The organism is Eubacteriales bacterium mix99, assembly GCA_038396605.1.
Taxonomy (GTDB): Bacteria; Bacillota; Clostridia; order Caldicoprobacterales; family DTU083; genus UBA4874.
Window position 1 is genome coordinate 937295 of the sequence record CP121690.1, and the last position, 24517, is coordinate 961811.

22 protein-coding genes, 1 pseudogene and 1 riboswitch are annotated in these 24517 nt (G+C 49.1%); of the genes and pseudogenes, 11 read left to right on the forward strand and 12 right to left on the reverse strand.

Annotated features, from left to right (window positions below):
• Positions 1-9: 9 nt before the first annotated feature.
• The 4 genes from QBE55_03825 to QBE55_03840 form a co-directional block, all read right to left on the reverse strand.
• Positions 10-1809, reverse strand: a complete 1800-nt coding sequence (locus QBE55_03825) for a glycoside hydrolase family 13 protein (protein WZL79302.1) — start codon at positions 1807-1809, stop codon at positions 10-12.
• 3 nt (positions 1810-1812) lie between these two features.
• Positions 1813-2841, reverse strand: coding sequence for a LacI family DNA-binding transcriptional regulator (locus QBE55_03830; protein WZL79303.1), 1029 nt, complete (start codon positions 2839-2841; stop codon positions 1813-1815).
• Between the two features lie 213 nt (positions 2842-3054).
• Positions 3055-4122, reverse strand: coding sequence for a Gfo/Idh/MocA family oxidoreductase (locus QBE55_03835; protein WZL79304.1), 1068 nt, complete (start codon positions 4120-4122; stop codon positions 3055-3057).
• Between the two features lie 139 nt (positions 4123-4261).
• Positions 4262-4954, reverse strand: a complete 693-nt coding sequence (locus tag QBE55_03840) for a hypothetical protein (GenBank protein WZL79305.1) — start codon at positions 4952-4954, stop codon at positions 4262-4264.
• A gap of 195 nt (positions 4955-5149) precedes the next feature.
• Positions 5150-5257: riboswitch (TPP riboswitch) on the forward strand.
• A gap of 78 nt (positions 5258-5335) precedes the next feature.
• On the opposite strand from QBE55_03840, the gene tenA reads away from it, so the two are divergent.
• The 4 genes and pseudogenes from tenA to QBE55_03860 all read left to right on the forward strand — a co-directional run bounded on the left by tenA (position 5336) and on the right by QBE55_03860 (position 8571).
• The gene (gene tenA, locus QBE55_03845; GenBank protein WZL79306.1) at positions 5336-5998 is read left to right on the forward strand and encodes a thiaminase II; all 663 of its coding nucleotides are present in this window, start codon (positions 5336-5338) and stop codon (positions 5996-5998) included.
• Between the two features lie 2 nt (positions 5999-6000).
• The gene (locus QBE55_03850) at positions 6001-6753 is read left to right on the forward strand and encodes an ABC transporter ATP-binding protein (GenBank protein ID WZL79307.1); all 753 of its coding nucleotides are present in this window, start codon (positions 6001-6003) and stop codon (positions 6751-6753) included.
• Positions 6750-7502 (forward strand): annotated as a pseudogene (locus QBE55_03855) (ABC transporter permease). Before QBE55_03850 ends, QBE55_03855 begins: the two are co-directional and overlap by 4 nt.
• 19 nt (positions 7503-7521) lie before the next feature.
• Positions 7522-8571 carry an ABC transporter substrate-binding protein gene (locus QBE55_03860; GenBank protein WZL79308.1) on the forward strand — a complete coding sequence of 350 codons (1050 nt, stop codon included), beginning with the start codon at positions 7522-7524 and terminating at the stop codon, positions 8569-8571.
• Positions 8572-8635: 64 nt separating this feature from the next.
• On the opposite strand, the gene QBE55_03865 is transcribed toward QBE55_03860, so the two are convergent.
• The 3 genes from QBE55_03865 to QBE55_03875 form a co-directional block, all read right to left on the reverse strand.
• Positions 8636-10279, reverse strand: coding sequence for an extracellular solute-binding protein (locus tag QBE55_03865; protein WZL79309.1), 1644 nt, complete (start codon positions 10277-10279; stop codon positions 8636-8638).
• Positions 10280-10351: 72 nt separating this feature from the next.
• A complete protein-coding gene (locus tag QBE55_03870) occupies positions 10352-11266 on the reverse strand; it encodes a carbohydrate ABC transporter permease (protein ID WZL79310.1) in 915 nt (304 codons plus the stop codon).
• 15 nt (positions 11267-11281) lie between these two features.
• Entirely contained in the window at positions 11282-12232 is a 951-nt protein-coding gene (locus tag QBE55_03875; protein WZL79311.1) for an ABC transporter permease subunit, read from the reverse strand.
• A 377-nt stretch (positions 12233-12609) separates the two neighbouring features.
• On the opposite strand from QBE55_03875, the gene QBE55_03880 reads away from it, so the two are divergent.
• From QBE55_03880 to QBE55_03900, 5 genes are all read left to right on the forward strand, one after another.
• Positions 12610-13617: a LacI family DNA-binding transcriptional regulator gene (locus QBE55_03880; GenBank protein ID WZL79312.1), complete on the forward strand. Its 1008-nt coding sequence runs from the start codon at positions 12610-12612 to the stop codon at positions 13615-13617.
• Between the two features lie 258 nt (positions 13618-13875).
• Positions 13876-14823 (forward strand): metal ABC transporter substrate-binding protein, encoded by a 948-nt coding sequence (locus QBE55_03885; GenBank protein WZL79313.1) that lies wholly within the window; start codon positions 13876-13878, stop codon positions 14821-14823.
• Between the two features lie 123 nt (positions 14824-14946).
• A complete protein-coding gene (locus QBE55_03890) occupies positions 14947-15756 on the forward strand; it encodes a metal ABC transporter ATP-binding protein (GenBank protein WZL79314.1) in 810 nt (269 codons plus the stop codon).
• Positions 15737-16564, forward strand: coding sequence for a metal ABC transporter permease (locus QBE55_03895; GenBank protein ID WZL79315.1), 828 nt, complete (start codon positions 15737-15739; stop codon positions 16562-16564). Before QBE55_03890 ends, QBE55_03895 begins: the two co-directional genes overlap by 20 nt.
• 83 nt (positions 16565-16647) lie before the next feature.
• Complete coding sequence (locus QBE55_03900) at positions 16648-17070, forward strand: transcriptional repressor (protein WZL79859.1); 423 nt, start codon at positions 16648-16650, stop codon at positions 17068-17070.
• 177 nt (positions 17071-17247) lie between these two features.
• Here the strand turns inward: QBE55_03900 and QBE55_03905 are convergent, their stop codons facing one another.
• The 4 genes from QBE55_03905 to QBE55_03920 all read right to left on the reverse strand — a co-directional run bounded on the left by QBE55_03905 (position 17248) and on the right by QBE55_03920 (position 22564).
• Positions 17248-19887, reverse strand: coding sequence for an FtsX-like permease family protein (locus tag QBE55_03905; protein WZL79316.1), 2640 nt, complete (start codon positions 19885-19887; stop codon positions 17248-17250).
• Positions 19884-20567, reverse strand: coding sequence for an ABC transporter ATP-binding protein (locus QBE55_03910; protein WZL79317.1), 684 nt, complete (start codon positions 20565-20567; stop codon positions 19884-19886). The genes QBE55_03905 and QBE55_03910 overlap by 4 nt, the downstream gene beginning before the upstream one ends.
• 222 nt (positions 20568-20789) lie before the next feature.
• On the reverse strand, positions 20790-21788 hold the full coding sequence (locus QBE55_03915) for a HAMP domain-containing sensor histidine kinase (protein ID WZL79318.1): 999 nt from the start codon (positions 21786-21788) through the stop codon (positions 20790-20792).
• A gap of 56 nt (positions 21789-21844) precedes the next feature.
• The gene (locus QBE55_03920; protein ID WZL79860.1) at positions 21845-22564 is read right to left on the reverse strand and encodes a response regulator transcription factor; all 720 of its coding nucleotides are present in this window, start codon (positions 22562-22564) and stop codon (positions 21845-21847) included.
• Positions 22565-22881: 317 nt separating this feature from the next.
• Between QBE55_03920 and QBE55_03925 the strand changes: the two genes are divergently transcribed.
• Positions 22882-23199 (forward strand): MarR family transcriptional regulator, encoded by a 318-nt coding sequence (locus QBE55_03925; GenBank protein ID WZL79319.1) that lies wholly within the window; start codon positions 22882-22884, stop codon positions 23197-23199.
• On the opposite strand, the gene QBE55_03930 is transcribed toward QBE55_03925, so the two are convergent.
• Positions 23200-24213 carry a transposase gene (locus tag QBE55_03930; protein WZL79320.1) on the reverse strand — a complete coding sequence of 338 codons (1014 nt, stop codon included), beginning with the start codon at positions 24211-24213 and terminating at the stop codon, positions 23200-23202.
• A gap of 94 nt (positions 24214-24307) precedes the next feature.
• Between QBE55_03930 and QBE55_03935 the strand changes: the two genes are divergently transcribed.
• Positions 24308-24496, forward strand: a complete 189-nt coding sequence (locus QBE55_03935) for a hypothetical protein (protein ID WZL79321.1) — start codon at positions 24308-24310, stop codon at positions 24494-24496.
• Positions 24497-24517 lie beyond the last annotated feature (21 nt).

The following is a 24517-nucleotide window of genomic DNA, read 5'->3' on the forward strand; positions in this document are numbered from 1 at the left end:
TGCCCGTCTTCAACGGGCAGGGTCTTCTTTTGCCGGCTCTCCCTTCAATATTTTTGCACTGTATGGTTTCAGAAAGATTTTCACCATGCCTTCATAATGCCACATGTCGGAATTCAGCCAGGTACTTTTATTCCCGTCCTGAACCCTGTAAACCTGTTTTTCAGCCAAATCCATATACTGTCTTTTATTAAACACCGGAACATTCACGGTCCTGCCTTCTTCCCCGGCATTCAGGATAATACACAGTTCATCCTTATCATCATACCGGACATATCCATATACTCTTCCTTCACATACATTGACCGCAAACCCGCCGGTTTTGATACATTTCTCCTGTTTCCTCAAAAGGATCAATTTTCGATAGATGGAAAACAGCGAACTGTCCTGCTTTTCTTCCTCCCAGACCATGCATCGTCTGCAATCCGGATCATTTGCGCCGGTCATTCCCACCTCATCCCCATAATAAACAGAGGGAGCACCCGGAAAGGTCATCTGCAGACAAACCGCCAGAATCAGCTTTTTCTTATCACCTCCGCAGTCATACAGAAAGCGTTCCGTATCATGACTGTCCAATGGCAGAAACATTGCCTGATTCACAGACTCCGGGTAATGCGAGAGCATCGTTTGAATTCCGGCATCAAATCCGGACCCGTCAATCCGCTCAAGCGCAAGAAAATCCCTTACGGCATCCCTGAAAACATAATTCATAATGCAGTCCATCTGTGTCCCATTCATCAGGCGAAGTCCATCTCCCCAGGTTTCACCCAACAGCAGGATGTCAGGATACTTTGCCTTGAGCCGGATCCGTGCTTCCATCCACAGACTTTCATCCACTTCATCCGCCACATCCAAACGCCATCCGTCAATTTGAAATTCCCGGATCCAATATTCCATCACGCGCAGGAGATAGGACCGGACTTTGGGATTTGCCGTATTTAATTTTGGCATGTATTCATAGGCCCCCACACACTCATAGCAGTGGTGGGAAATCCGGACCGGATACTCTGTAATATAAAACCAGTCCCGGTAATCCGAATGCTCCTGATTTTTCAATACATCCTGAAAGGGCTTGAAGTGAATGCCGGTATGGTTGAAAACACCGTCCAGAATAATTTTCATTCCCCTGGAATGCGCCTCTTTTACAAGATGCCGCAATGTATCCTCTGTCCCAAAGGAGGAATCAATTTTATAATAATCCGTTGTCGCATACTTGTGGTTGAAATCCGCTTCAAAAATGGCAGTGAGATAAATACACTCAACTCCCAGATCGGCCAGGTAATCCATCTTCCGGAGTATGCCTTCCAGATCTCCTCCCATATAATTATCCCGGGTCGGAGGACTGCCCCATTTCATGCAGCCTTTGGGATCATTGACAGTATCCCCGTTATAAAAACGCTCCGGAAAGATCTGATAGTATACCAGTCCCCTGCTCCACTCCGGCACCTTTACAACTTCGGTTCCATTGGCGTATAGAAACTCAAAATAACCATCTTCCGGTATCTGCTCCCCAATCCCCCATGCGGTCAGATACCACAGCTTTCCATGATCGTTGATTTCAAAATAGTATTTCTGATACCGGGCAACCTTGCTGAAAGATATTTCAAGCTGATAATAATCGAACCGTGCATCACGCAATATGCATTGCATTCGGGCTTCCTTTATCTTCTGCTTATCTGTTCTTGGAAAGTAAACGACACAGCAGCCGGTGACATCCTTTCTCGCCGTGCGCAGACCGACCACTAAGGTTCTTCGGTCCTTCAGATAAATGTCAGGATAAGTTCCCGCATGTCGGATTGCTTCCTGATTCACGCCTTATCCCTTCCTTCTTTTGGATGAATCACGGCAGATCAAATTCGTATCAATGAACACAATCCGCCGGTCCGGTTCTACATTGGAAATCCGTTCCAGAAGTAAATCCGATGCCACTTTCCCCAGCTTATAAGTATCGACATCAACAACGGACAGCGGCGGATCCATGTATTCCGCAAACGGATAGTTATCAAACGTAACAATTCCAACCTGCTCGGGGATCGGTATATTTTCTCTTTTCAATATGCTCATGACCTGATACGCAATCATGTTATTTGAACACAGGAACGCATCCGCATGCGCTTCCTCCACCGTTTCCAGAACCTTTTTTTCAAAAAGCACAGAATCGCCGCTGCTCAAAAGAACAACCGGATCCTGTCTGTCCTTCTCCTCTTCCGAAACTCCCCGGCAATACCCCTTGATTCTCTTTTTCGCAAATATCGTATTCTCATTCTCCACAACCAGGACTATTTTTTGATATCCCTGTTCCGCCAAATGCCGTACTGCCTGTCGGCTGCCGGTCTCATTCTCCACATCGACCCACACCAGATTCTCTGAATGGATCAGGGGCTCGCCAAGTACCACATATGGAAAATTCTCTTTCTCCAATATTTCCAGTAATTCTTTTCGGACGCTGGCACAGGGAAGGATCAGGCCATCAACCTTCTGTTCATATACCAGTTCGCTCACGGAGGAACCGGTGTTTGAACCGGTATTGTCCGAATCATTTGTGATCAGAACATCGTATTTATGGTTCTGCATTACTTTTTCAATGGCGTAGACGCTTCTGTTAAAAAAAGTATTGAAAAAAGCCCCTTCATTCTCCGCATTGATAATCAGGGCGATTGTATTCGTACTGCGCCTGGCAAAATTCCTTGCCCTGCTGTTCGGATGATAATCCAATTCCCTCATGGCTTCCCTGATTCTCTCCCCCGTCGCTTCCGAGATGACATTGTTTCCGTTTAACACTCTGGAAACTGTCGATGGAGAAACACCAACATATTCCGCAATATCCTTAATTGTGATAGCCATAGCTTCCTCCTTTGCAACCGATTGCATCCATTACATATTATAACGAACGCAAAGGTATGTCAATCATTTCACTGAAGGAAAATGAGCCAGGGAAGGTCAGGCAGAAAAAAGGAAGAATAACGTGCTAATATTTTGATAATAATCATAATTTATACATTTAAATCCTTAAAAAAACAGGGACATTCCTATCAAACAATGCCCCTGTTTCAAAAGCTATTTGTTTTCAATCTTTACCGGAAGTCCAGTTTCCATGGACTGATTGCAGGCAAGGGTAAACTCCAGGGAACGCAGGGCATCCTCATAGGGCGAACGAATCCGGGAACCATCCCCTGTGATAGCCGCATCAATAAAGGTACGATCGCATAAAATGCCGGCATCGCCTTCCTGTTTGAAAACAATCCCGCCGGACCCGGAAGAAGTCATCGTACCGTCTCCCTGGACCACCAGCTCTTTGGATCCTTTATCCTCCTTCGCTGAATCCCCGCTGCTGTCCCTGCAGCCGAATAGCTTCAGATCATTCAAAATACGAAGCTCAGCCCTGCCATCCTTCGCACTGAAGACGACCTTGCTGTCTGCCGCCTCCCCGCTTTTCGCATAGCATCCTGTGGAGATGGTTGCCAGAGCACCACTATGGAACCTTACCACCGTTGTGGAAAGATCATCGGTATCATATCCGTCAATCCCCTTCACAAAGCCCCTGGTTCCAAGAGTAAATACCATTTCCGGCTCATCAAACACATAGCGGATGATATCAAACTGATGAATGGTCTGCTCTACGATCTGCCCGCCGGAAAGGGACTTCTCCTTCCACCATGGAGTCTCCGGCACACCGCCTATCCGAATGCAGTCAATGAATGTGACCTCGTTGTCCTTTATAAACCGGACATTTGGCTTTACCAGATTGCTGTAACGGCACTGGAATCCTGATGCCGTGATCAAGCCCGCCTTTTTCACTTCATCACGGATCTGCCTGGCCAGATCCAGATCCAGGGATAACGGCTTTTCCACAAAAAAGGGAATCCTCCGTCTTATGGTCTCCATCTCAATATCCCCATGGCAGGCAGGCGGAACGCAGATAAAGACCATGTCGGGCTGAACCGCATCATACATCTCTCTGAAATCTGTAAATGCCTTCCCGCTGTTTGCCTGTTTCACAAAACTTTCCGCCCGCTGGGGAATCAAATCACAAAAGCCTGCCAATTCAATGTCCGAAAACCCGAGGAAATGACTGAGATGATATCCGCCGATTCCTCCACAACCGATGATCGCCAATTTTTTCATTTCGTATCCTCCTGTTTCTGTTTGCGATTCTGTCCTGGACTTTTGATATCTGTTCCTTTCCTTCCTCCAAATTGTTTCTCCAAAATGGATAGATTCAAATCAATACACATGATACAGAAAAAGGCGAAATAGTTCAAGTTTATTTTTTGGACCTGGACCACTGGACGGCTTTATCCTGGAGATCATTCAATTCTTTCGAAACGTGCACCTTCTCCCCGGCAATGGATCTGCTGATCATGCTGGCAAAGGCAGGCTGCATATTGGAGCCGTAAAAAGGATTGATCTCATAGCCAGGATGGATTGCTTTTGCCATGACCTCCGAATTTTTGGCAAGAAACTTATCCTTTGGATCATACAGATCTTTACTGATCAAGTGACCAATCGCCTTAGGACCATAGTTCCTGTAATCCCATTCCTTCGTTTCCGGACCACACATATATTTCAGTATTTCCCATGCCTGCTTTGCATCCTTTCCAGACAAATGGGAGCAAATACCCATGCCATCTACAGGGGTCCAGTTGCCTCCGTCTGTTCCTACATGCATCGTTGGCTGATAACGTTCCAATAAAGATTCGTCCTTTGTGTTATAGTATTCATTCATAATAGCCACACCATTGTTATCCATTGCAATCGCTATGTCATTATCCTTCTTCCCAAATTTTTCTGCGCCCTTACCGGTTGTGGCTGCATCCGGTACGTATTGGCAGGCATCCACAATCCACTGCATAGTGGCTATAAACTCATCGCTGTTTAAGGACCACTTCAGATCAGCCGGATGATCGAATCGTCCGGTACACTCCACAGCGCCAAAATATTGACTCAGAGGAATCACATAATCATATTCAATGAATTTCCTTCCAGCCAGAGTCCATAATTTGTTTTCCTGTTTTGGGGTTGGTTCCAGTCATTTTGGCTGCTTTCTCCATAATTTCTTCCGGTGTTGGATTCTCAGATAAGTACTCCACTCCCCTTATCCGAGAGTTATCCGTCCCCAATCTTGCATTTCTTAAACCACAGCGATATAATCATCTGAAAGTGGGGAGCTTGTATTGCAGGCTGAGAGGAAGTCATCAGACTTCGACCCTGGAACCTGATGCGGATAATGCCGCCGTAGGGAGTCATATCTGATTCCTTTGATTCTTTCGGAGACACCGCAACGGTGTCTCCTGTTTTTTTGCCATAAAAAAATAGTAAACTGGAGAGTTTGTATACCATGAGAATAACGCAGCGTCTGCTTGACGCATCAAAAGAACTATGGGCGGCCTGCCATGCCCATCCCTTTGTCCGGGGAATCGCCGATGGCACCCTGGACCAGAAAAAGTTTCAATATTACATGGTGCAGGACTATCTGTATCTGTTTGATTATGCCAGGGTCTTCGCCATAGGCGTATCCAAAGCGCGTGACAGGCAAACCATGCGCCTGTTTGCCGGCTATATATCCCAGATCCTGAATGGAGAAATGGACATCCATAAGGACTATATGCGGCGGCTTGGCATCTCTCCCGAAGAGGCGGAACAGGCTCCCATAGCTTTGGACAACCTTTCCTACACCTCCTATATGCTCCGGGTAGCCTATGAAGGAGGCCCGGGTGAAATTGCCGCGGCCATACTATCCTGTGCCCTGAGCTACGAAGCCATTGCCGGGAAGATGGTGGAGGACCGTCCTGCCTGCGCGGATCATCCCTTTTATGGCGAGTGGATACGCGGCTATGCAGACCCCGGTTATGCGCAGGCCAACCGAAAGCTGATCGATGCGACCGGGCGGCTGACGGCAGACGATTCCGAAAAGCAGCTTCGGCATCTGGAGGAAATCTTTATCACCTGTTCCCGGTATGAACAGACTTTCTGGGATATGGCCTGGGAAATGAGGAAATAACCATGCTGACCTTTAAAAATGTAACCTTTCAATATAAGGAGGAGGACTTCTCCATCATCGACCACCTTTCCTTCCATGTGGACGATGGAGAGTTTGTATCCATCATCGGCCCTTCCGGCTGCGGAAAGAGCACTATTTTTCGTCTGGTGAACCGGCTGCAGGATCCAAAAAGCGGCAGAATTCTGGTGGAGGGAATGCCCATAGACAGCCAAAAGCATTACTGCGGCTATATGCCCCAGCAGGATATGCTGCTCCCCTGGCGCACCGTGGTGAAGAACGTTCGGCTGCCGCTGGAAATTCAGGGCGCCTTTTCCGAATCCGAGATGAACCAACGTGCAGAGCAGGCGCTGGCGGCTGTCGGCCTGGAGGGCCAGGGAAGAAAATTTCCCAAAGAGCTCTCCGGCGGTATGCGCCAGCGGGCAGCCTTTGCCCGGACGTTGCTCACCGGTTCCAACCTTCTCCTGTTGGACGAACCGTTTTCGGCGCTGGACTATCTGACCCGCCTGACCATGCGGGAGTGGCTGTTGGAGCAATGGGAGCGGGAGCGTAAGACGGTTCTCTTTGTCACCCATGATGTGGAGGAGGCGCTGTTCCTCTCCAACCGGGTGCTGGCTGCGGAAGGAGCGCCCATCACCCAGCTGCGCTCCTTTCGGATTCCCGCCGGGTACCCCCGGACGCCGGAAACCCTGCAGCAGTCAGAGATGCTGGTGCAAAAAGAACAGCTGATTGCCATGCTCAGGAGGAAAGTATCATGAGACAATCCAATCAGGGCAACCTCCCGGCCGCAATGCTGGTGCTGGCACTTCTTATGCTCTGGCAAATTGTTGCCATGGGTATGGACGCGGCCTATATTCTACCAGGTCCCGTGCAAGTGGTTCTGCGGCTGTGGGAGTTGCGGGTTCCCCTCTTTTGCGTGCATCTGCCCGCAACCATGGCGGTGGTAGGCGTTGGCCTTGTGATTTCCGTTGTTCTCGGACTTGGGCTTGCCGTTTTAATGGATGGGCACCCGGCTGCGGAAAAGGCGCTATACCCGCTGATCATCGCTTCCCAGACCATTCCAACCACAGCCCTTGCGCCATTGTTTGTGCTGTGGTCCGGCTACAGCCTATGGAGCAAGGTGCTGGTAACCGTACTGATGACCTTTTTCCCCATCACCATCACAATGTTTGACGGATTCCGGTCGGTGAAGACGGAGATGATGGAGCTGCTCTTTACCTTCGAAGCCGACAAACGGTAGATTTTTCGGAAGCTGAAGCTTCCGGCAGCCCTTCCCAACTTTTTTTCCGCCATCAAAATGGCGGTGCCTCTGTCTGTTATCGGAGCGGCCATAGGAGAGTGGCTGGGCGCCCAGAGCGGCCTTGGTTATTTCAGTCGCCGGATGATGACACAGCTGGACGGAGCCGGGGTCTTTGCACCCATTCTGCTGCTGTCTGTAGTGGCCATGATTCTTGTGGCGGTGATCAGTATCATTGAAAAGCGCATCATAACCTGGCGCGGCCAATAAGAAGGAGGATAAACTGCTCATGAAAAAGAGGACCGCGCTGCTTCTGCCAGCGATAATGTTACTTACCATGCTGACCGGCTGTGCCCAACAAAAAGGCGCCGGGAACAGGAAAACCCTTCGGAAGATCAACGTGGTACTGGATTGGTACCCCAACGCCCTGCATACCTTTCTCTACACCGCCATTGAGCGGGGTTACTTCAAGGAGGAAGGACTGGATGTGAAGATTCAGTTCCCTGCCAATGAAAACGATGCTCTGTCCCTTGTGGCCGCGGGAAAGGCGGAGATCGGCATGTATTATGAGCATGATATCATTCAGGCGGTTGCCAACCAGGGTATCGGTGTAAAGTCTATTGGCGCTGTGGTGCAGTCGCCCCTGAACATCATCCTGTCTCTGGCAGAAAAGAACATCCACAGCCCCAGGGATCTCACGGGCAGGGCTGTAGGTTATGCCGGCACGAACCTCAGCGAAGCTCTGGTACGGACCATGATGAAGGCTGACGGCGCGAATTTTTCCAGCGTGAAGATGATGAACGTGGGTTTCGATCTGATGAATTCCATGACTACCGGCAATGTGGACGCCACTGTTGGCTGCCTTGTGAATCATGAGGTCCCCCAGATGGAAGAAGAGGGCTTCCATGTAAACTACTTTATGGTCAACGAATACGGCATTCCAGATTACTATGAGACCGTGTTCCTGGCCGGCGACAAAATGATTGAAACCGAGCCAGAGGTGCTGACGGGTTTCCTGCGGGCCTCTGCCAGAGGTTTTGCGGATTTTCAGGAGGACCCGGAAGCCTGCCTGCAAATTTTGTTGGACCATCAGAACGAGGAGAATTTTCCTTTGTCTCCCACTGTGGAGAAAAAATCCTGCCAAACACTGCTGCCACCGATGGAAACGGATTACTCTCCCTTCCTGAGCCAAACCGCAGAAAACTGGCAGGCCAACATTAACTGGATGTACGACACCGGCCTCATTGAAAGGAAGATAAACGCCTCACAGGTGATGGCAAAGTTGGACCAGGGCGTGCGCCCGCCGGACAATACCATTATGAAAAGCCCCCTGGAGTGAACGTCCAGGAGACTTTCTAAAACTTCAGGTATCCAAAGGCCTTATATGGATTTCATTTCCTCGCTTACTTACTTATTTTCTGATAGCGATCATACGCATCTTCGTAAATTTTGATCATATCTTTCAGGCCCATATCCTCCAGCTGCCTGACATAATCGTCCCAGCCTTTGTCAATGCCGCCTTTGGTGATCCACTCTGCCCGGGTAGTACTCACAAACTTATCGATATCCGTTCGATAGGTGGCCAAAGCTTCCGTTTCCTCAGCAGTAAACATGACGGAAGGATAAGGTGTGGTGATAAAAGGATCTCCCAGTTTCGAAAGTTCCACTTTCAGACCATCGCCGCTTTCCGGGGATAATTTGATCTTGTCCTGAAATTCGGGGCTTACATACTTGGGGCCGAAATCCCGCAGGCTCTGATCCCAGTACCAGGCATCTGCGCTGGTCCCCTCCGGCGGATCATTCAGGGTATAGGTTCCGTCATCGTTCCTGTTGATTACTGTACCGACCGCGCCCCAGAAATTCTGGATGCTGGCTTCCCCGTCATAGAACTGATCCAGCCAGCGTGCCGCAATCTCAGGTGTTTTGCAGGATGCCGTGATTTCTGCCTCATTCCGCATGATGCTGTAAACACCATTCGGATCCCCTTCTGCATATTGCTTTCCATCCGGGCCCTTTATCGGGGGCAATGCAATATATTCCGGAGACCATTTCCCGAAAAATGCATCCGGGGTCCAGGCATAATCAAGCCCTACCAGGGAAGCCGCTTCATTCTGGCGTTTGCCGTTCTGCATGGTCTCATCCTGCGTGAAGGATTCCGGATCGATAATGCCTTCCTGAAAGAGAGTATTAAGCCACTTAATTCCTTCCTTGTAGTTATCCGCGGTCGGATAATACACCAGGCTGCCATCTTCCTGAACCATCATATGACTGTTGCTCAAATCGGTAATTCCAAACGGATTCAATAAATCCATGGGAAGGCCCTTTGCTCCGCATATGGGGAACTCGTCATCCGGATCTCCGTTTCCATTGGCATCCTTTGTTTTAAAGGCGCGGAGAACGTCGGTAAGCTCTTCAATGGTGGAAGGTTCCTTCAGATTCAGGTTGTCCAGCCACTTTTTGTTGATAATCGGCTGATTACGGGTCTGGGGGCGGGAAGGAAGATTCTTTGGCAGGGAATAGATCTTTCCGTCCGGAAAGGTAACAATGGTCTCAAAAGTAGGAACGACCTTCATTGCTGCCTTCAGATTGGGCATGTACTGGTCAATCAGATCCGTCAGGTCCCGAAACAGATCCGTATTATTGATAATGTCAGCATCATTGAATGTTTCACTGCCAAGAATCACATCCGGCAATTCGTGACTGGCCAGAAGAATGGATTTCTGCTCTCCCCAGTCGTTTAAAGATTGAACCTGCCATTTTGGTTTGACATTGGTTTCCTTCTCCAGATCCCTGAGCCATTGATTTTGGGTGAAGGAATCGCCCATACTTCCCCAACGGGTCGTCAGCACCGTCAAGGTAACAGGCTCCCTGGTAATCGGCAGTCCTTCCTTGCTGAAGCTTTCCTTTTCAGAAGTTCCCTCTGCAGTTTTTCCAGTATCTTTCCCGGCTTTCCTGTCATTGCCGCCGCTTCCGCATCCGGATACCAATGAGACAATCAGGACTGCTGTCAGCAAAAGGCCGGCAGCTCTTTTGAAAATGGCTTTCATTTTTGAAATACCTCCTTGTTCCTTTTATGAGAAGCAGTCCACAGAACCGCTTCCGAAATATATAATGGAGCGCTAGCCTTTCACGGCTCCGATCATAACCCCCTGGTTGAAATATTTTTGGACAAAAGGATAGAACACCATAATGGGAACCGTGGAAACAATGATAACCGCATAACGCATAAGCGCAGCTTTCCGAAGGGCAATCTGTGCCGCCTCGCCCGTCCCCATGGCGCTCTGCATATTATTGGTAATCAGAATATCCCTCAGAATAAGCTGCAGGGGATAGAGATTCGGATCCTTCAGATAAATCAGGGCGTTGAAATAGGAATTCCAGTGCCATACTGCCGTCCACAGACCAATCACTGCAATCACTGCCTTGGAAAGGGGAATCACGATTTGAAAGAAATATCGGATATTCCCGCATCCGTCAATCTGGGCAGCATCCCATAAATCCGATGGAATGCTGGTGCTGAAGAAAGTACGGGCTACAATGATATTGTAAACGGATACGGAAAAAGGCAGAACCATTACCCAGAAGGTATCGTACAAATGAAAATCCTGCACGGTAAGGTAGGTGGGGATGAGTCCTCCGCTGAAAAACATGGTAAACACGAACAGAAAGGTAAAGAACCCCCGGCCTGCCAGATCCTTGCGGGACAGGGCATAAGCAGCCGGAATATTGACTGCGATCCCAATCAGGGTCCCCATAAGGGTGTAGGCGATGGTATTTCGATATCCGATCCAGATATCCGCATGCTTCAGCAGCTCTCTGTATCCGTCCAGGGTAAATCCCACCGGATAAAACCAGACCTTTCCCGCTGAAACAGCATTGGGACTGCTGAAAGAAGCAATGACCACAAAATACAAAGGATAAAGTACAATAACAAGAGTAAGGATTGCAAAGCCATATATAAAAAGATTGAATACAAGATCCGATTGACTCCGGCGGATCCTGGCAGGCCTTTCTACGGAAGTCCGGATAACCATGCCTTTTCCCCTTTCCTACCACAGACTGTTTTCACTGAATCTCCTGGAAATCTGATTGACGGCGAACAACAATATAAAGTTAATAATCGTATTGAACATATTGATGGCAGCCGAGTAACTGTACTGGGCGCTGAGAATACCCATTTTATAAACATAGGTGGAGATTACTTCACTGGTCTTCAGATTCATGTCATTCTGCATGAGATAAACCTTTTCAAAGCCCAGGCCCATCAAGCCGCCAACTCTCATTATGAGAAGAATAACAGCCGTGGGAATCAGCATGGGAACATCGATGTGCCACATCTTCTGCCGCTTGCTGGCACCGTCTACTGTTGCCGCCTCATACAGACTCGGATCCACGGAAGACAAAGCCGCAATATAAATAATGCTGTCCCAGCCGAAATTCTGCCAGATATCCGACCATACATATACACTGGAAAAGGCTCCGGCGCTGCCCATCAGATTTGGAGCCTCCTTCCCGAACAGACGATAGGTATTTCCAATCAAACCGCTGCCGGGGGAAAGAAACAGTATGATAATCCCAACCATAACAACGGTGGAGATAAAATGAGGCAGATAGGTAATGGTCTGAAAACTTTTCCGGAACCAGTTGCCCTTCATCTGATTGACGATAAGAGCCAGTAAAATAGGCAGTGGAAAACCCGCAGCCAGACTGTAAAGATTGATGACAAGCGTATTGCGAATGGTAGTGTCAAACTGAAAGGACTTGAAGAACTTTGTAAAATACTTATGCCATGGATCCGCCCAGGGACTTCCTGTAATGCCCGTAGCCGGCCTGAAATCCTTAAAGGCTATGATAACCCCGTACATGGGCTTGTATGCAAAGCATATAAGCAATATGACCGCTGGCAGTAAAAGAAGATACAGTCCCAGGTTGCGGCGGGTCCGTCGCCACAGATGCTGCATCTTCCCTCTTATAGGTTGTTGTGTATTTGCCGAATTCATCCCGCAGCCCCCTCTTTTCCCCTACTGCTTCCCTATCGATCAAATAAAAATCAAAAGCCAGACAGCATACATAGGAAACCGGAAAACCGCTAACGATCTCTACTGTTATCGTTAACACCAGTACAATTGTAATATACCAAATCATTTTTGATATGTCAAGAGAAATACCCAAAAATATTTTATGTTTCATAACATGGATTACTGAAAATAAAGCTTGCCTTTTATCCAAATAAGTCTTTATAATAGAAATATGACATAATATAATGATTTACTTGGGTTTATCGTTATCCCAAAACACAAAGGAGCATTCTATTGAAAGATATTTTTTCATCACTGTCCCTATCATCGCTGAAAGCTGCAGCAGAAAGGAGGGGCTTATGGTTACTCTAAAAGATATTGCCCGGGAAGCAGGCGTCAGTGTTATGACCGTCTCCCGGGTGGTAAACGGCAATTTCTCCAAGGTGTCGCTGGAAAACATAAAAAAGATACAGGCTATCATAAAGGAAAAACATTATGTTCCCAACTCCACCGCCCGCTCGTTGTCCTCCAAATCGTCCCACATTGTTTCCCTCATTGTCCGGGGCCGCCAAAATGAGCTGGCCAACCCATACAATGCCACCATGGTCGGGGAAATCGTGCCGCTGATCCAGAAGCAGGGCTATTATCTGATGCTTCATTTCACGGATCAATATGGTGATATCACTCAGCGGCTCCGGGCTTGGAATGTGGAAGGAGCTATTTTCGTGGGTACCTTTGACGGAGAAATCCAGAAGATCATGCAGGATAACCATATCCCCCTGATATTTACCGACAGTTATAGCCGGGTCCGGCAGATTACCAATGTCGGGGTGGACGATTACAAAGGCGGAGAACTGGCTGCCCAATACCTGCTTGACAACGGTCATAAAGACTTCGCCTTCGTCGGATGGCCGCTTGCCTCCGGGGTCGTACGGGGCAGGTTCAGGGGCTTTCGCGAAACCCTGGAAAAGGCGGGTTACTCTTTGGACCGCTCTCATATCCTGGAGGCCAGGGATACCAGGGATTCCATATTGGATATCGTGGATACCATATGTGAATTTGAAGAAGAGCATATCGCCATATTCACATCCGCAGACTTGCTTGCGGTCACACTGATGGATCTTCTCCGGGACCGAAATCGGATCGCCCCCAGGGATTACTCCATTATCGGCTTTGACGATCTGTCCATCGCAGGCTACGTGACGCCCAGACTGACCACCATAAGCCAGAGCTTCCCCAAAAAGGCCAAAGCAGCAACAGATCTTCTGTTCCGTCACATTCAGGACCCGGCTGCCCCTTCTGAAAATGTAACCCTGGACGTCCGTCTTGTCCGCAGGGAATCGGTTTCCTGCCGAAACCGAAGTTGATGTGGCTCCGGCACTGTCCATCAGGCTTGGAGTCTCCTTCCTGAACAGCCGAGTCCGGCAGATTACCCTTGTCGGGGCAGATATTTCCCTCCTTTCTTGACTTTCCCAAAACGCAGGATTATAATAAATGCGAATGCGAACCATGTGCATTTGGATCATGATCTGCGAATATTGATACAAGCCATGGTCATGATCTGCGAATATTGAAACAGGCAATGGTCATGTTAAATGAGAAAGAAGAAAAGAGGTCTGCCGCAGATGAAACAATTCCGAAAAATCCTGCTAACGGGATGCCTGATCCTTCTGCTTTTTACCGGATGTGGTTCGTCCCGGAATCCTTCCACTCCGGGAAAGGGCGGACATAAGTTGCAGAACGGGAAGCTGTCAGTCTGTGCCAGCTTTTATCCCATGTATGATTTTGCCCGAAAGATCGGCGGTGGTAAAGTTCTTGTCACCAACATGGTGCCGGCCGGGACGGAGCCCCACGACTGGGAGCCTGCCGCTTCCGATATCGTGACATTGGAAAAAGCCGATGTGTTTGTCTACAATGGTGCCGGCCTGGAGGGCTGGGCAAAAGGTGTGCTGGCCTCCCTCCAAAACAGGAATCTGATCCCGGTGGAGGCTTCCAAGGATGTTCCCCTCCTGAAGGGCCAAAGCTCAGAAAAGAAAAAGGGAAACAATCCATCATCAGATCCTCATGTCTGGCTGAATCCTCAGTATGCCAAAAAAGAAATGGAAAACATAAAAAACGGGTTTGTGAAGGCAGATCCCGGAAATAAAAGCTATTATGAAGCCAATTACGCCAAATACGCCGGAGAAACGGATCAGCTGGACAGGGAGCTGAAGGATACCTTTTCCGCCCTGCCAAAAAAGGACATCGTCGTGGCCCACCAGGCTTTCGGATATCTTTGTGAAGCCTACGGGCTCCATCAAATCGGTGTGGAAGGTCTGGTGCCCGATTCGGAGCCGGACCCGGCAAGAATGGCCGAGATCATTGAACTGGCACGGAAATATGGCGTAAAGGTGATCTTTTTTGAGGAACTGGTCAGTCCAAAGGTATCCGAAACCATAGCCGACGCCGTTGGCGCAAAGATCGCTGTGCTGAACCCCATCGAAGGTCTTAGCGAGAAACAGCTGGCTTCGGGCGATGATTACTTTTCCGTCATGCGTCAGAATGCCAGGGCCCTGAAAAAAGCCCTGCAGTAGAAAATCCCCCTAAGGAGGATTTGCAGGAGTTAGGAGAGTCGCAGGAATAAGAAGATTTGCAGAAATAAGGAGTTTTGCAGGAATAAGAAGATTTGCAGTAAAAGGAGATTTACAGGAAAAGGGATGGAAGAAGAAAAAGTCCGGCTGGTAAAAGGGATGGAAGGAAGAAGGGGAGGAGAAATGTCCGGCAGAAACGTCATCGAAGCAAAAAACTTAAGCTTTGGATATGAAAGCACACCGATCTTTGAAGGAGTCAGCTTCTCCGTCCGTCCGGGGGATTTTATCGCCATCATCGGTTCCAACGGAGCCGGAAAGAGCACTCTGCTGCGGCTGATACTAGGAGAGCTGGCACCGTCTTCGGGAGATCTCCGTCTGTTGGGCCAGGACATCCGTCAGTTCCGGGACTGGCCGAAGATCGGCTATCTTCCACAGAATGGACTGGGATCCGGAGCCGGCTTCCCCGCCACTGTCCAGGAGATTGTGCAGGCCAATTTGTTTTCCCGGATCGGCCTGATGCGTTTCCCAAAGAAAGAGCATCGGGAAAAAACGCTTCACGCACTGGAACTGGTGGGAATGAAGGATTACGCCGGGAGAAAGATCGGGGAGCTTTCCGGCGGGCAGCAGCAGAGGGTGCTGTTGGCACGGGTTCTGGTAAACGATCCGGAAATCATGCTGCTGGATGAACCAACCAATGGAGTCGATGCCCGTTCCGTCCAGTCCTTTTTTGAACTGCTGTCGGAATGCAACGAGGAAGCCGGGCTCACCATTGTCATGGTGACCCACGATATCGCCCGGGCCGAAAACCATGTGTCCAGGGTCCTGTGCCTGGAAGAAGGAACCCTTATCGAGCTGAAGAAGGCCCAGATTGAAAAAGAGCTTTCCCAAAAACACAAGCACCAAAGGAGGCCGGATCATGGCAATTCTGGAATATGACTTCATGCGGCGGGCTTTTCTGGCAGGGATCCTGCTTGCCGTCATAGTCCCCTGCATCGGAATTATTGTCGTATTAAAGCGTCTTTCCATGATGGGGGACGCCCTGTCCCATACCTCGCTGGCCGGGGTCGCTGCCGGTCTGGTCATGGGCATCAACCCCATTTTGGGTGCTGTGGTCACATGTATCGCTGCGGCATTGGGTATTGAGGCCATCCGTAAACGAATCCCGAAGTTTTCCGAGATGTCCATTGCCATCATCATGTCGGCAGGCATCGGCCTTGCAGGGGTATTATCCGGTTTTGTCAAAAACGCCGCCAATTTCAACAGCTTTTTATTCGGAAGCATTGTGGCCATCAGTGATTTTGAAATGATCCTGGTTGTCTGCATCAGCTGCGCTGTGCTGCTTACCTTTCTGCTGCTGTACAAAGAGCTGTTCTACATCGCCCTGGACGAACAGTCTGCTCGGCTGGCCGGCATTCCGGTAAAATCGATCAACTTTATCTTCACAATCCTGACTGCCGTTACCGTTTCCATTGCCGCACGGACGGTAGGGGCCCTGATCGTTTCCTCCCTGATGGTGGTGCCGGTGGCCTGCGGCATGCAGGTGGGAAAAAGCTATAAGCAGACGGTGGTGTACTCCATTCTTTTTGCCGTTTCCTTTACCATAGCCGGATTATTTCTGTCCTATTACCTGCGGCTCAAGCCCGGAGGCACCATTGTCCTGATCGGAGTCCTTTGCCTGGTGGCCCTGCTGTTGATCAAAAGATTTGCCCGCCGCACCGTGCCGGCTGCTGCAAATCGGAAATAAGAAGGAAAAACGTACGAAAGGAGAAGGGCGGATCCCCATCCCCTTAATGGGAACGATGGGAGACAAGCCCTGCTGTGATAGAAATGAAAGAACAAAACATCAAATGGCCATCCGGCCTGAAACGAACCAGGCCCCGGCAGAAGGTGCTCTCCGTATTGGAGCATGCGGAAGAGCCCCTGAGCGCCATGGACATCAGCACCGAGATTGAAAAGGACGGCGGCACCGTCTGGATGTCCACCATATACCGGATTCTGGACCTTTTTGAGAAAGAAGGCATCGTCCTGAAAATTTCCATGATGGATAATGAAATGGCATTGTATGAGCTGAACCGATCCCGGCACAAACATTACGCCATCTGTCTGGGCTGCCGCAAAATTCTGCCCATGGACAACTGTCCCATGGGAAACTTCGTTCCAAAAATTGAAGAGGAGGATTTCCATGTAGTAGGCCATCATATCGTCGTATATGGCTACTGCAGGGAATGCTCCTCCAAAAAATCAAAATAAAAAAATAAAAAATCCCGGTATAAAAAACAAGGAAGCTGAAGCTAAATCACTAGCTGCAAGCAATATCCTTTCGTCCTGATGTCTATTACTCTCTGTGAATAGTATGTCATGGCTTTTTTTACCTGTTTTGTTTTCTTTCCCTTGTTTCCTGTCTCACCGGGAGGGAGAAACAGCCCATCATAAATTATCCTCTTTCAAGGCATCGATAATATTCTCTTTCTTGACCTTTGAAGTGGAATACAACATGGTGACTCCCACAATGACAAAGATCAGAACGATCGCTGCCAAATAGCTCTTCCATGGCAGGGCAAAGCCAACCTCATACACATCTTCCTCCATCCTGTGCAGGAAAAAGGAAATTCCGATACTGATTGGCAACCCAAACATCAGCGATTTCAGCCCGTAAAAGATACTTTCAAACCGGATCATCCTGTTGAAGCTCCGTGGGGTCATGCCAACCGAGCGCAGCATGGCAAATTCGTGCCGCCGCAGAGCAATGTTGGTGGTGACGGTGTTGAAAATATTGGCGATGCAGATAAGGCTGATCAGAGTGATAAACCCGTAGATGAAAACACGAAGTACGATAAGTAGATTCCGTTCGCTCTGTGCCTCAGTAGCGACGTTATAAATATAGGCCCTGCTCGAGAATCCCTGGGTCTTTTCCCGGATCTGTGCATCCACTTTGTCGGCATTCTCCTTGTCACAGGTCAGGAATAGCTGCTGATAGCTGATATGGCCTTCGGAATCCAGATCCTTGAACTCATCCGGCAGGCTGTCAAAGACCGTATTGCTGACCACTCCTTCCACTTCCAGCAGAGGAGAAATAAGAATGCCCATGGGTCTTTGGTCGGTCAGCAGCCCAATCTCCATCTCCACTTTGTGATTTCCTTCGCTCCCATCTTCCAAATCCTCATCCTCAGGGGAAAAGTGCAGGAAATCCCCCGGTTTCATATCCAGAAGCTCCCCTCCGGTACGTTTTCCATTGACATAGGTCTGCCCATAATTGATCAGAATCATCCGCGGATGCTCCGGATCCCGATATTCCCCAGGGTCCACGCCCAATTCAGCAGTATACCGGTCAAAGCTCTCATCATCCAGACAGGCAAGCTTGATCCTGAAATCCTTGATTTCATCCTTATCATAAACCCGATGCACCAGCTTCGAAAGCTTTGCATCCTTTATTGGGTAGGAACCGACGGTTTCTTTCATCTGAGTGGTTTCCTTTACGTCCTTCAGAGCAGCAATTTCCTGATTGATCTGTTGGATTCCCTGCCCTGCACTACTATAGGATACCATCAGATCATAATTTACGCCGGTTTGCATATAGCCTCCGCTTCTTCCCAGAGCTTCTGCATAATAGGAAACCGTCAGAAACAGCACCAGACTGATGGTAAGCGATATCACAGTGGAACGGTATTTTTTCCGGCTGCGCTTCAAATTCTTCAAGGCGATTTCCCCTTCAAAACCAAACAGAGCGTGGGTCAGCCGGGATGTCTTTACCGATTTGCGGGTCAAATGCACCTCTTTGGTCTGGCGGATCGCATCAATAGGCATAATCTTCGATGCCCGCCGGGCAGGAACCCACACCGAAACAAAGATGGTCAAAGCGGCCAATACGGCAGCTGCCACAATGGACGGAAGGGATACATGCAGCGCAAGTCCGGCTTCGGAGGAAAAGTTGGAAAAGCTGTTCAACAGCGGCCGGATGGCGGAAAGGGTAATGCCGATGCCGGCAATCCCGGCAAAAATCCCCAGGGGAATCCCGACAACGCCAAGGAGGAATCCTTCAAAATAGACACTGCGGCGCTTCTGCTGCTTTGTGGCGCCTACACTGGCCAGCATTCCCAGCTGACTGACCCGCTCGGAGATGGAAATGGCAAATGCGTTGTAAATAAGCGATACGGAAGCCACCATAATAATGATCAGGAATATCGAAGCGAACCCATATATCGCATTCTGCGCAGAGTCATTTGCAACGATGCCACTGTAACGCAAAAGCTCCCTGTTATATTTCACATGAGTATCATCCAGGCCAATGCTTTTCACAATTTTTCCCACATCATGGAAAAAGCTGCGACTCAGCCTTCCTGCCGTCAGGGTAACGGTGACTTTGTCCTCCGGACGCAGCGCCTCCTTGTCCAGACGGGTAATGGAAGTATACCCCGGGGCAGAAATGGGCTCAAACCCGGGTCGTTCCATGATCCCTGCCACTACATATGTGCGGGTCTGTTCCGGAACGAAAGTTTCGTACGGGCTTTCTCCCTTTTCCTGATCCGATTGGCTCTGATAGGGAACGGACTGGTCCAGGACGCCCCCATTCGAAGCATCCGAACTCTTACGCTTTCCAATCTGGAAGGAAACGGTGTCCCCCACATGGTACTCCACACCGCCGTTGGTCTTCAGATGCTCCGGCAGCACAAGCTCCCCGTCGTTTTGCGGCATACGCCCTTCCAATAATTTCACCGGCGTATTTTTATAGCTGTCATCGCTGAATTTTTCCACAAACAAATAAGGTTTGTCTTCATTTTTTCCATTCTTCAGCTGTGCATATCCCACATCCTGTCCGAGGGAAATTTCCGGCTTGAACCTGGCTTTCTCAAAAGCAGGTATGTCTTCCACCCGTACATCGGAGACTCTGGCATGCCAGTTTCCGGTATCCGCCATAGTTTCCCTGCGCATGGTATCCAAAAAAGAAGAGCAGAAGGTGGATACCGCAGCGATCATGGCAGTGGATAGAATGATCCCGATAATGGTCACCACAGTCCATTTCCTGTTGGACTTCATGCTGCGAAGGGTAAAACGGCTCATTACATTCATTTCCGGATCACCTCGTCACTGGCAATACGTCCATCTTCAATGGAAATGACACGATCCGCCTGAAGCGCAATGTTCGTATCATGGGTGATCAGAATCAGGGTCTGATAATACTTTTCATTGGACATACGCAGCAGATGCACAATATCCGCGCTGTTGGCACTGTCCAGATTTCCGGTGGGCTCATCCGCCAGCATCAGAGCCGGATTGTTGATCAGGGCCCGGCCAATGGACACGCGCTGCTGCTGACCGCCGGAAAGCTGATTGGGCAGATGATGGACACGATCGCTGATATTCAGGGTACTCAGCATCTCAGTAAGCCTCTTTTTATCCGGCTTTCTTCCATCCAGCAGCAGGGGCAGCGTGATGTTCTCCTCCACATCCAATACCGGAATGAGATTGTAGAACTGATAAATCAATCCCACCTGCCGTCTCCGGAAAATGGCCAGCTTGGTTTCATCCAGCTGATAAATATCGGTGCCTTCGAGAAATACTTTCCCCGAAGTAGGCCGATCCACGCCGCCCAGAATATGAAGTAGTGTGGATTTGCCGGATCCGGACGGACCAATAATGGCGACAAATTCGCCTTTGTTCACCGTAAAGCTCACATTATCCAGGGCACGGACCTTTGCTTCCCCGCGTCCATATGTTTTTGTCAGGTTTTCCACCCGAAGGATTTCCAAAATAATTTACCTCCCCACGCAAAGCAGTTTTCCGATACAAAATCATCTTCTGCAGTCTGCGCTTATTTTTTTCTCCCCATGGGATCTGACATTATTTTAAAACCTGCATGTGACAATCCGGTGACTATCCAAAATGTTTTTGATTTTTAGAAACCTGCTTCCAGTCGTATCGCTGCTATAAAATATCCCATCATACTCCAAAATATTTCTGACTTTTGAAGCCTACTTCTTCGGAAAACGCAGAATGAATTCCGCTCCGCCCTCCAAGGCATTTTTGGCGCCCAGGGTGCCGCCCTGTGCCTGCACAATGGATTTTGCCATGGCCAGCCCAATCCCCACACTGTTGTCGGCGGAGCTTTTTCCTTTATAAAAGCGGTCGAAAAGATAAGGCAGATCCGCTTTGTCGATTCCCGGACCACTGTCCCGGACCTTGATTTCCGTAAACAGAACATTGGAAGAAGCGAAAACATGGATTTCGCCACCCACCGGTGTATGCTCCGTACAGTTCTTCAGAATGTTGGTCAGCGCTTCCGCCGTCCAGTTTTCATCACAGGACAGGGTCCCTTTCCCTGCCTGAACGGAAACGGTCTGCTCCTTTAGCTCCATGGAGATCCGTATCGGATAAAAAGCTTTTTCAATCAGGCGGGAAAGCGGAACAGGGGTGGACCGGAAGGAAACCGATTCCGCATCCAGCCGGGAAATCGTAAGCAGCGCATTGGTTAGCCATGTCAGGCGTTTCAGCTGCAGCTGCAGCTGTGCTGTAAATTCGTTTCGCCGGCTCTCATCCAGATTACTGTCCTCCAATAACTCCGTCATGACGGACATGGAAGTCAGCGGCGTCTTGAACTGATGGGAGATATCGGACAGGGCATCCGCCAACTGCAGCTTGTCCCTCTTCAGTTGTTCGCTTCTCTCATTCAGGGACACTGTCACCTTGTAAATTTCGCTTTTCAGGATGGACAGTTCGCCTTCCTCGTTATCCGGAAGCTCCAGTGCATATTCCCCGTCGTTCACCCGCCTCAGATAATCCCCCAGCGCGGAGAGCAGCCGGTATTGTCTCCGGACAAATATCAAAAAAAGGATGTCCAGCAGCAGACAGCCGGCTCCGGCTGCCACAGCTGCAATCGGTAAAAAAGCATGGGTGATAACAACGGCTGCCATCGTAATGAGCAGCATAATGCACAGCAATTTTCTGATTTCCCGGTTTCGCAGCCATTTCATCAAATCTTTCTCCGCCTCTTTCCGACCACCTCCACAGTGGCATGAATTGCGTTCTGCTAGTCTCCCATCCGGTACCCCATCCCGCGAACCGTCTGAAGCAGCACGGGATGCTGAGGATCCTCCTCAATCTTTTCCCGCAGTCGTTTGATGTATACCGTAAGCGTATTGTCATTTACAAAGTCCCCGCCTGCATCCCAGATCTCTTCCAGCAGCTGTCTGCGGGTAAGAAGCTGTCCCCGGTTTGCGGCAAACGTCTGCAGCAGCCGATATTCCAAAGCAGTCAGGGGGATTTCCGTACCATTTTTCATCACGATGCCCTTACCCGTATCAATGGTAAGCCCGTTCATACGAATGATGTCCCTTTCGTCCCCTCCTGCACGGCGCAGTACAGTGCGGACCCGGGATAAAAGCTCCCGCAGGCGGAAAGGTTTGGCAATATAATCATCGGCGCCCATATCCAGGCCCTTTACAACATTGGACTCCTCATTGAATACGGTAAGAAAAATAATGGGGGTATCCGAAACCTTTTTGATCTCCCTGCAGAGGTCATAACCATTTCCATCCGGAAGGGACACATCCAGAATGGCCAGATCAAAATCCTGTAATTTGATTTTCTTCTTCGCAGAAGCGGTATCCCGGCAGGTCGTTACTTCGTAGCCTTCTTCCCGCAGAGCATAGGAAAGCCCCATAATAATAGTACTGTCATCCTCCACCAGTAAAATCTGCTGCACGATCCGCTCACACTCCCTTTTCAGCAAATCAACGTTTAACCACATAATATCCGAAACACATTGCTTCGTCAATTGCATTGGACAACCGACCATAAAATACTGCCTGCTGTCTGTCATGCTTCCCGTCCCTATCGGATGGTCCAATGGACAGGTCCTTCCCAAATAACCTGCAGCACAGCATTGACAATTATGTATAGCAGCTATACAATGGGATCATTGATCGATTCATTGAATGAACCATTCATGATATCGATTCATTGAATGAACCGATCCATGATACCAATTCATTGAATTGACTATTCATGATACTGATTCATTGAATGGATTGATTCACTGACCGGCAAATACCTGGGGGTGACGTTTTGAGCATCAGTGAGCTTCTGCTGGACGTAATCAGCGAGTTTTATGAAACAGACAACCGGGCAACGACATTCGGTACCGGTACAGAACTTTATCACTCGGAGATCCATATGCTCCAATGTATCGCAGACCATCCTGCCCTGCACATCTCCGGCCTTGCACGCCTTCTGGAGGTGACGCGCGGAGCGGCATCGCAAACTGCCAAAAGGCTGGAACGAAAAGAAATGATTGTGAAGAAAGCCAGCCCGGAGAATGAGAAAATGGTTGTGCTGCGGTTAACCATAAAAGGAATAAATCCCCTAATGCATAGTGTTGCTTGATTACGTTTCAACATCAGTATTAGTAGCATAGAATTCTCTATACCTTAGCAATCTGGGATTTTGAAATCCCAAATTTATCACACGCTCTACTTTTTCCAACAATTCGGCTGGCGGGTTTGTGACAAACGCAAACAAGTTCAGATATCCTTGTATGTCCTCGCGTTTGAAGCCGCTGTGAGAATTCAGGAAGTTTTTAAGTATGGCGTGAACGCGGTTGACCGGATTCATAGGGTTCACATTGTCAGGCATCCCTTTTAAGGATTTAGAAGGATGCACTACGCTTTTCAGCGAAAGCTTCTTAATCAGGCGGCTGTGCGAGGTGTCGCCGTCATGGATTAAGAGCGACCCTTGTCTGATATGTTCCCCGAATGCCTCAAATGTCCTCTTTTGCGAAGGTTTGCCCGTGCCCTCCAGCAGAACCACACTGTTTTTCTTGTCTGTGGCAACGCCAATGCAGAGCTGGTTCATAGACAGCCCTCTCAGCTTGTCGCCGTTGTCCTTCCGCACCATGTCTTCCGCCCGGACGGAATAGAAGGTTTCGTCGAGCCAGATGTCGCCCGACAGGACGACCCCGTCCTGCACCCCTTCGAGCGTCAAGAAGAGCTTCTGAAGCCAGTATCTGGACGTTCTGAATGCGTTTTTGTTGTTCCAGGAGTCAGCGGTGATGCTTACGTGGTGGAATAAATTTAAGCAGTAGTCAGTCCATTCGCTGATTGGGATCCGGTGTTCATCGAAAATCGTGCCCGTAGTGGGCAGGAAGGTTTTGCCGCAGATGCACATATAGCGTTGCACCCCGCTGCGCGTATGGCCGCTCTTCTTAAAGCCTTCCGCCCCGCAGTATGGGCATTTAGCGGGGATGTGGGAATTAATCATCTCGGCTTCGCAACTATCGGCAACCTTCTGATGGCGGCTTTCGTAGCTGGCAATGTAGCGTCCCTGCAAAAATTTCTGTGTCGCAGTCATGTTTTCAGTCCCTTCCCATGGCGTTTTCCTGCGTGATTTCGCCCGTTCCATTCTATCCCTCCTGCATTTCCGTATGACGAAAGCATATCATACGAACAACAGAAAAGCAACACTATGCATTAGGGGATTTAAAGGAATTATTGCAGTGGAGCATCATAAAAAGGCACATGAGCATTACGATGCGATAATTGGTAAAGTTCTGAAGGAAGCCAAACCGGATCAGATAAACTTTCTGGCGGATTTTTTACGGGAATTTGAAAAAAGCCTGAAAGAAGAGAAAGGGCAGAGAACAACAGGAAGCAATAAAAAGTGCCCGGGAACCAATGAAAATTGATTTGTAAAGATCCAGAGGGAG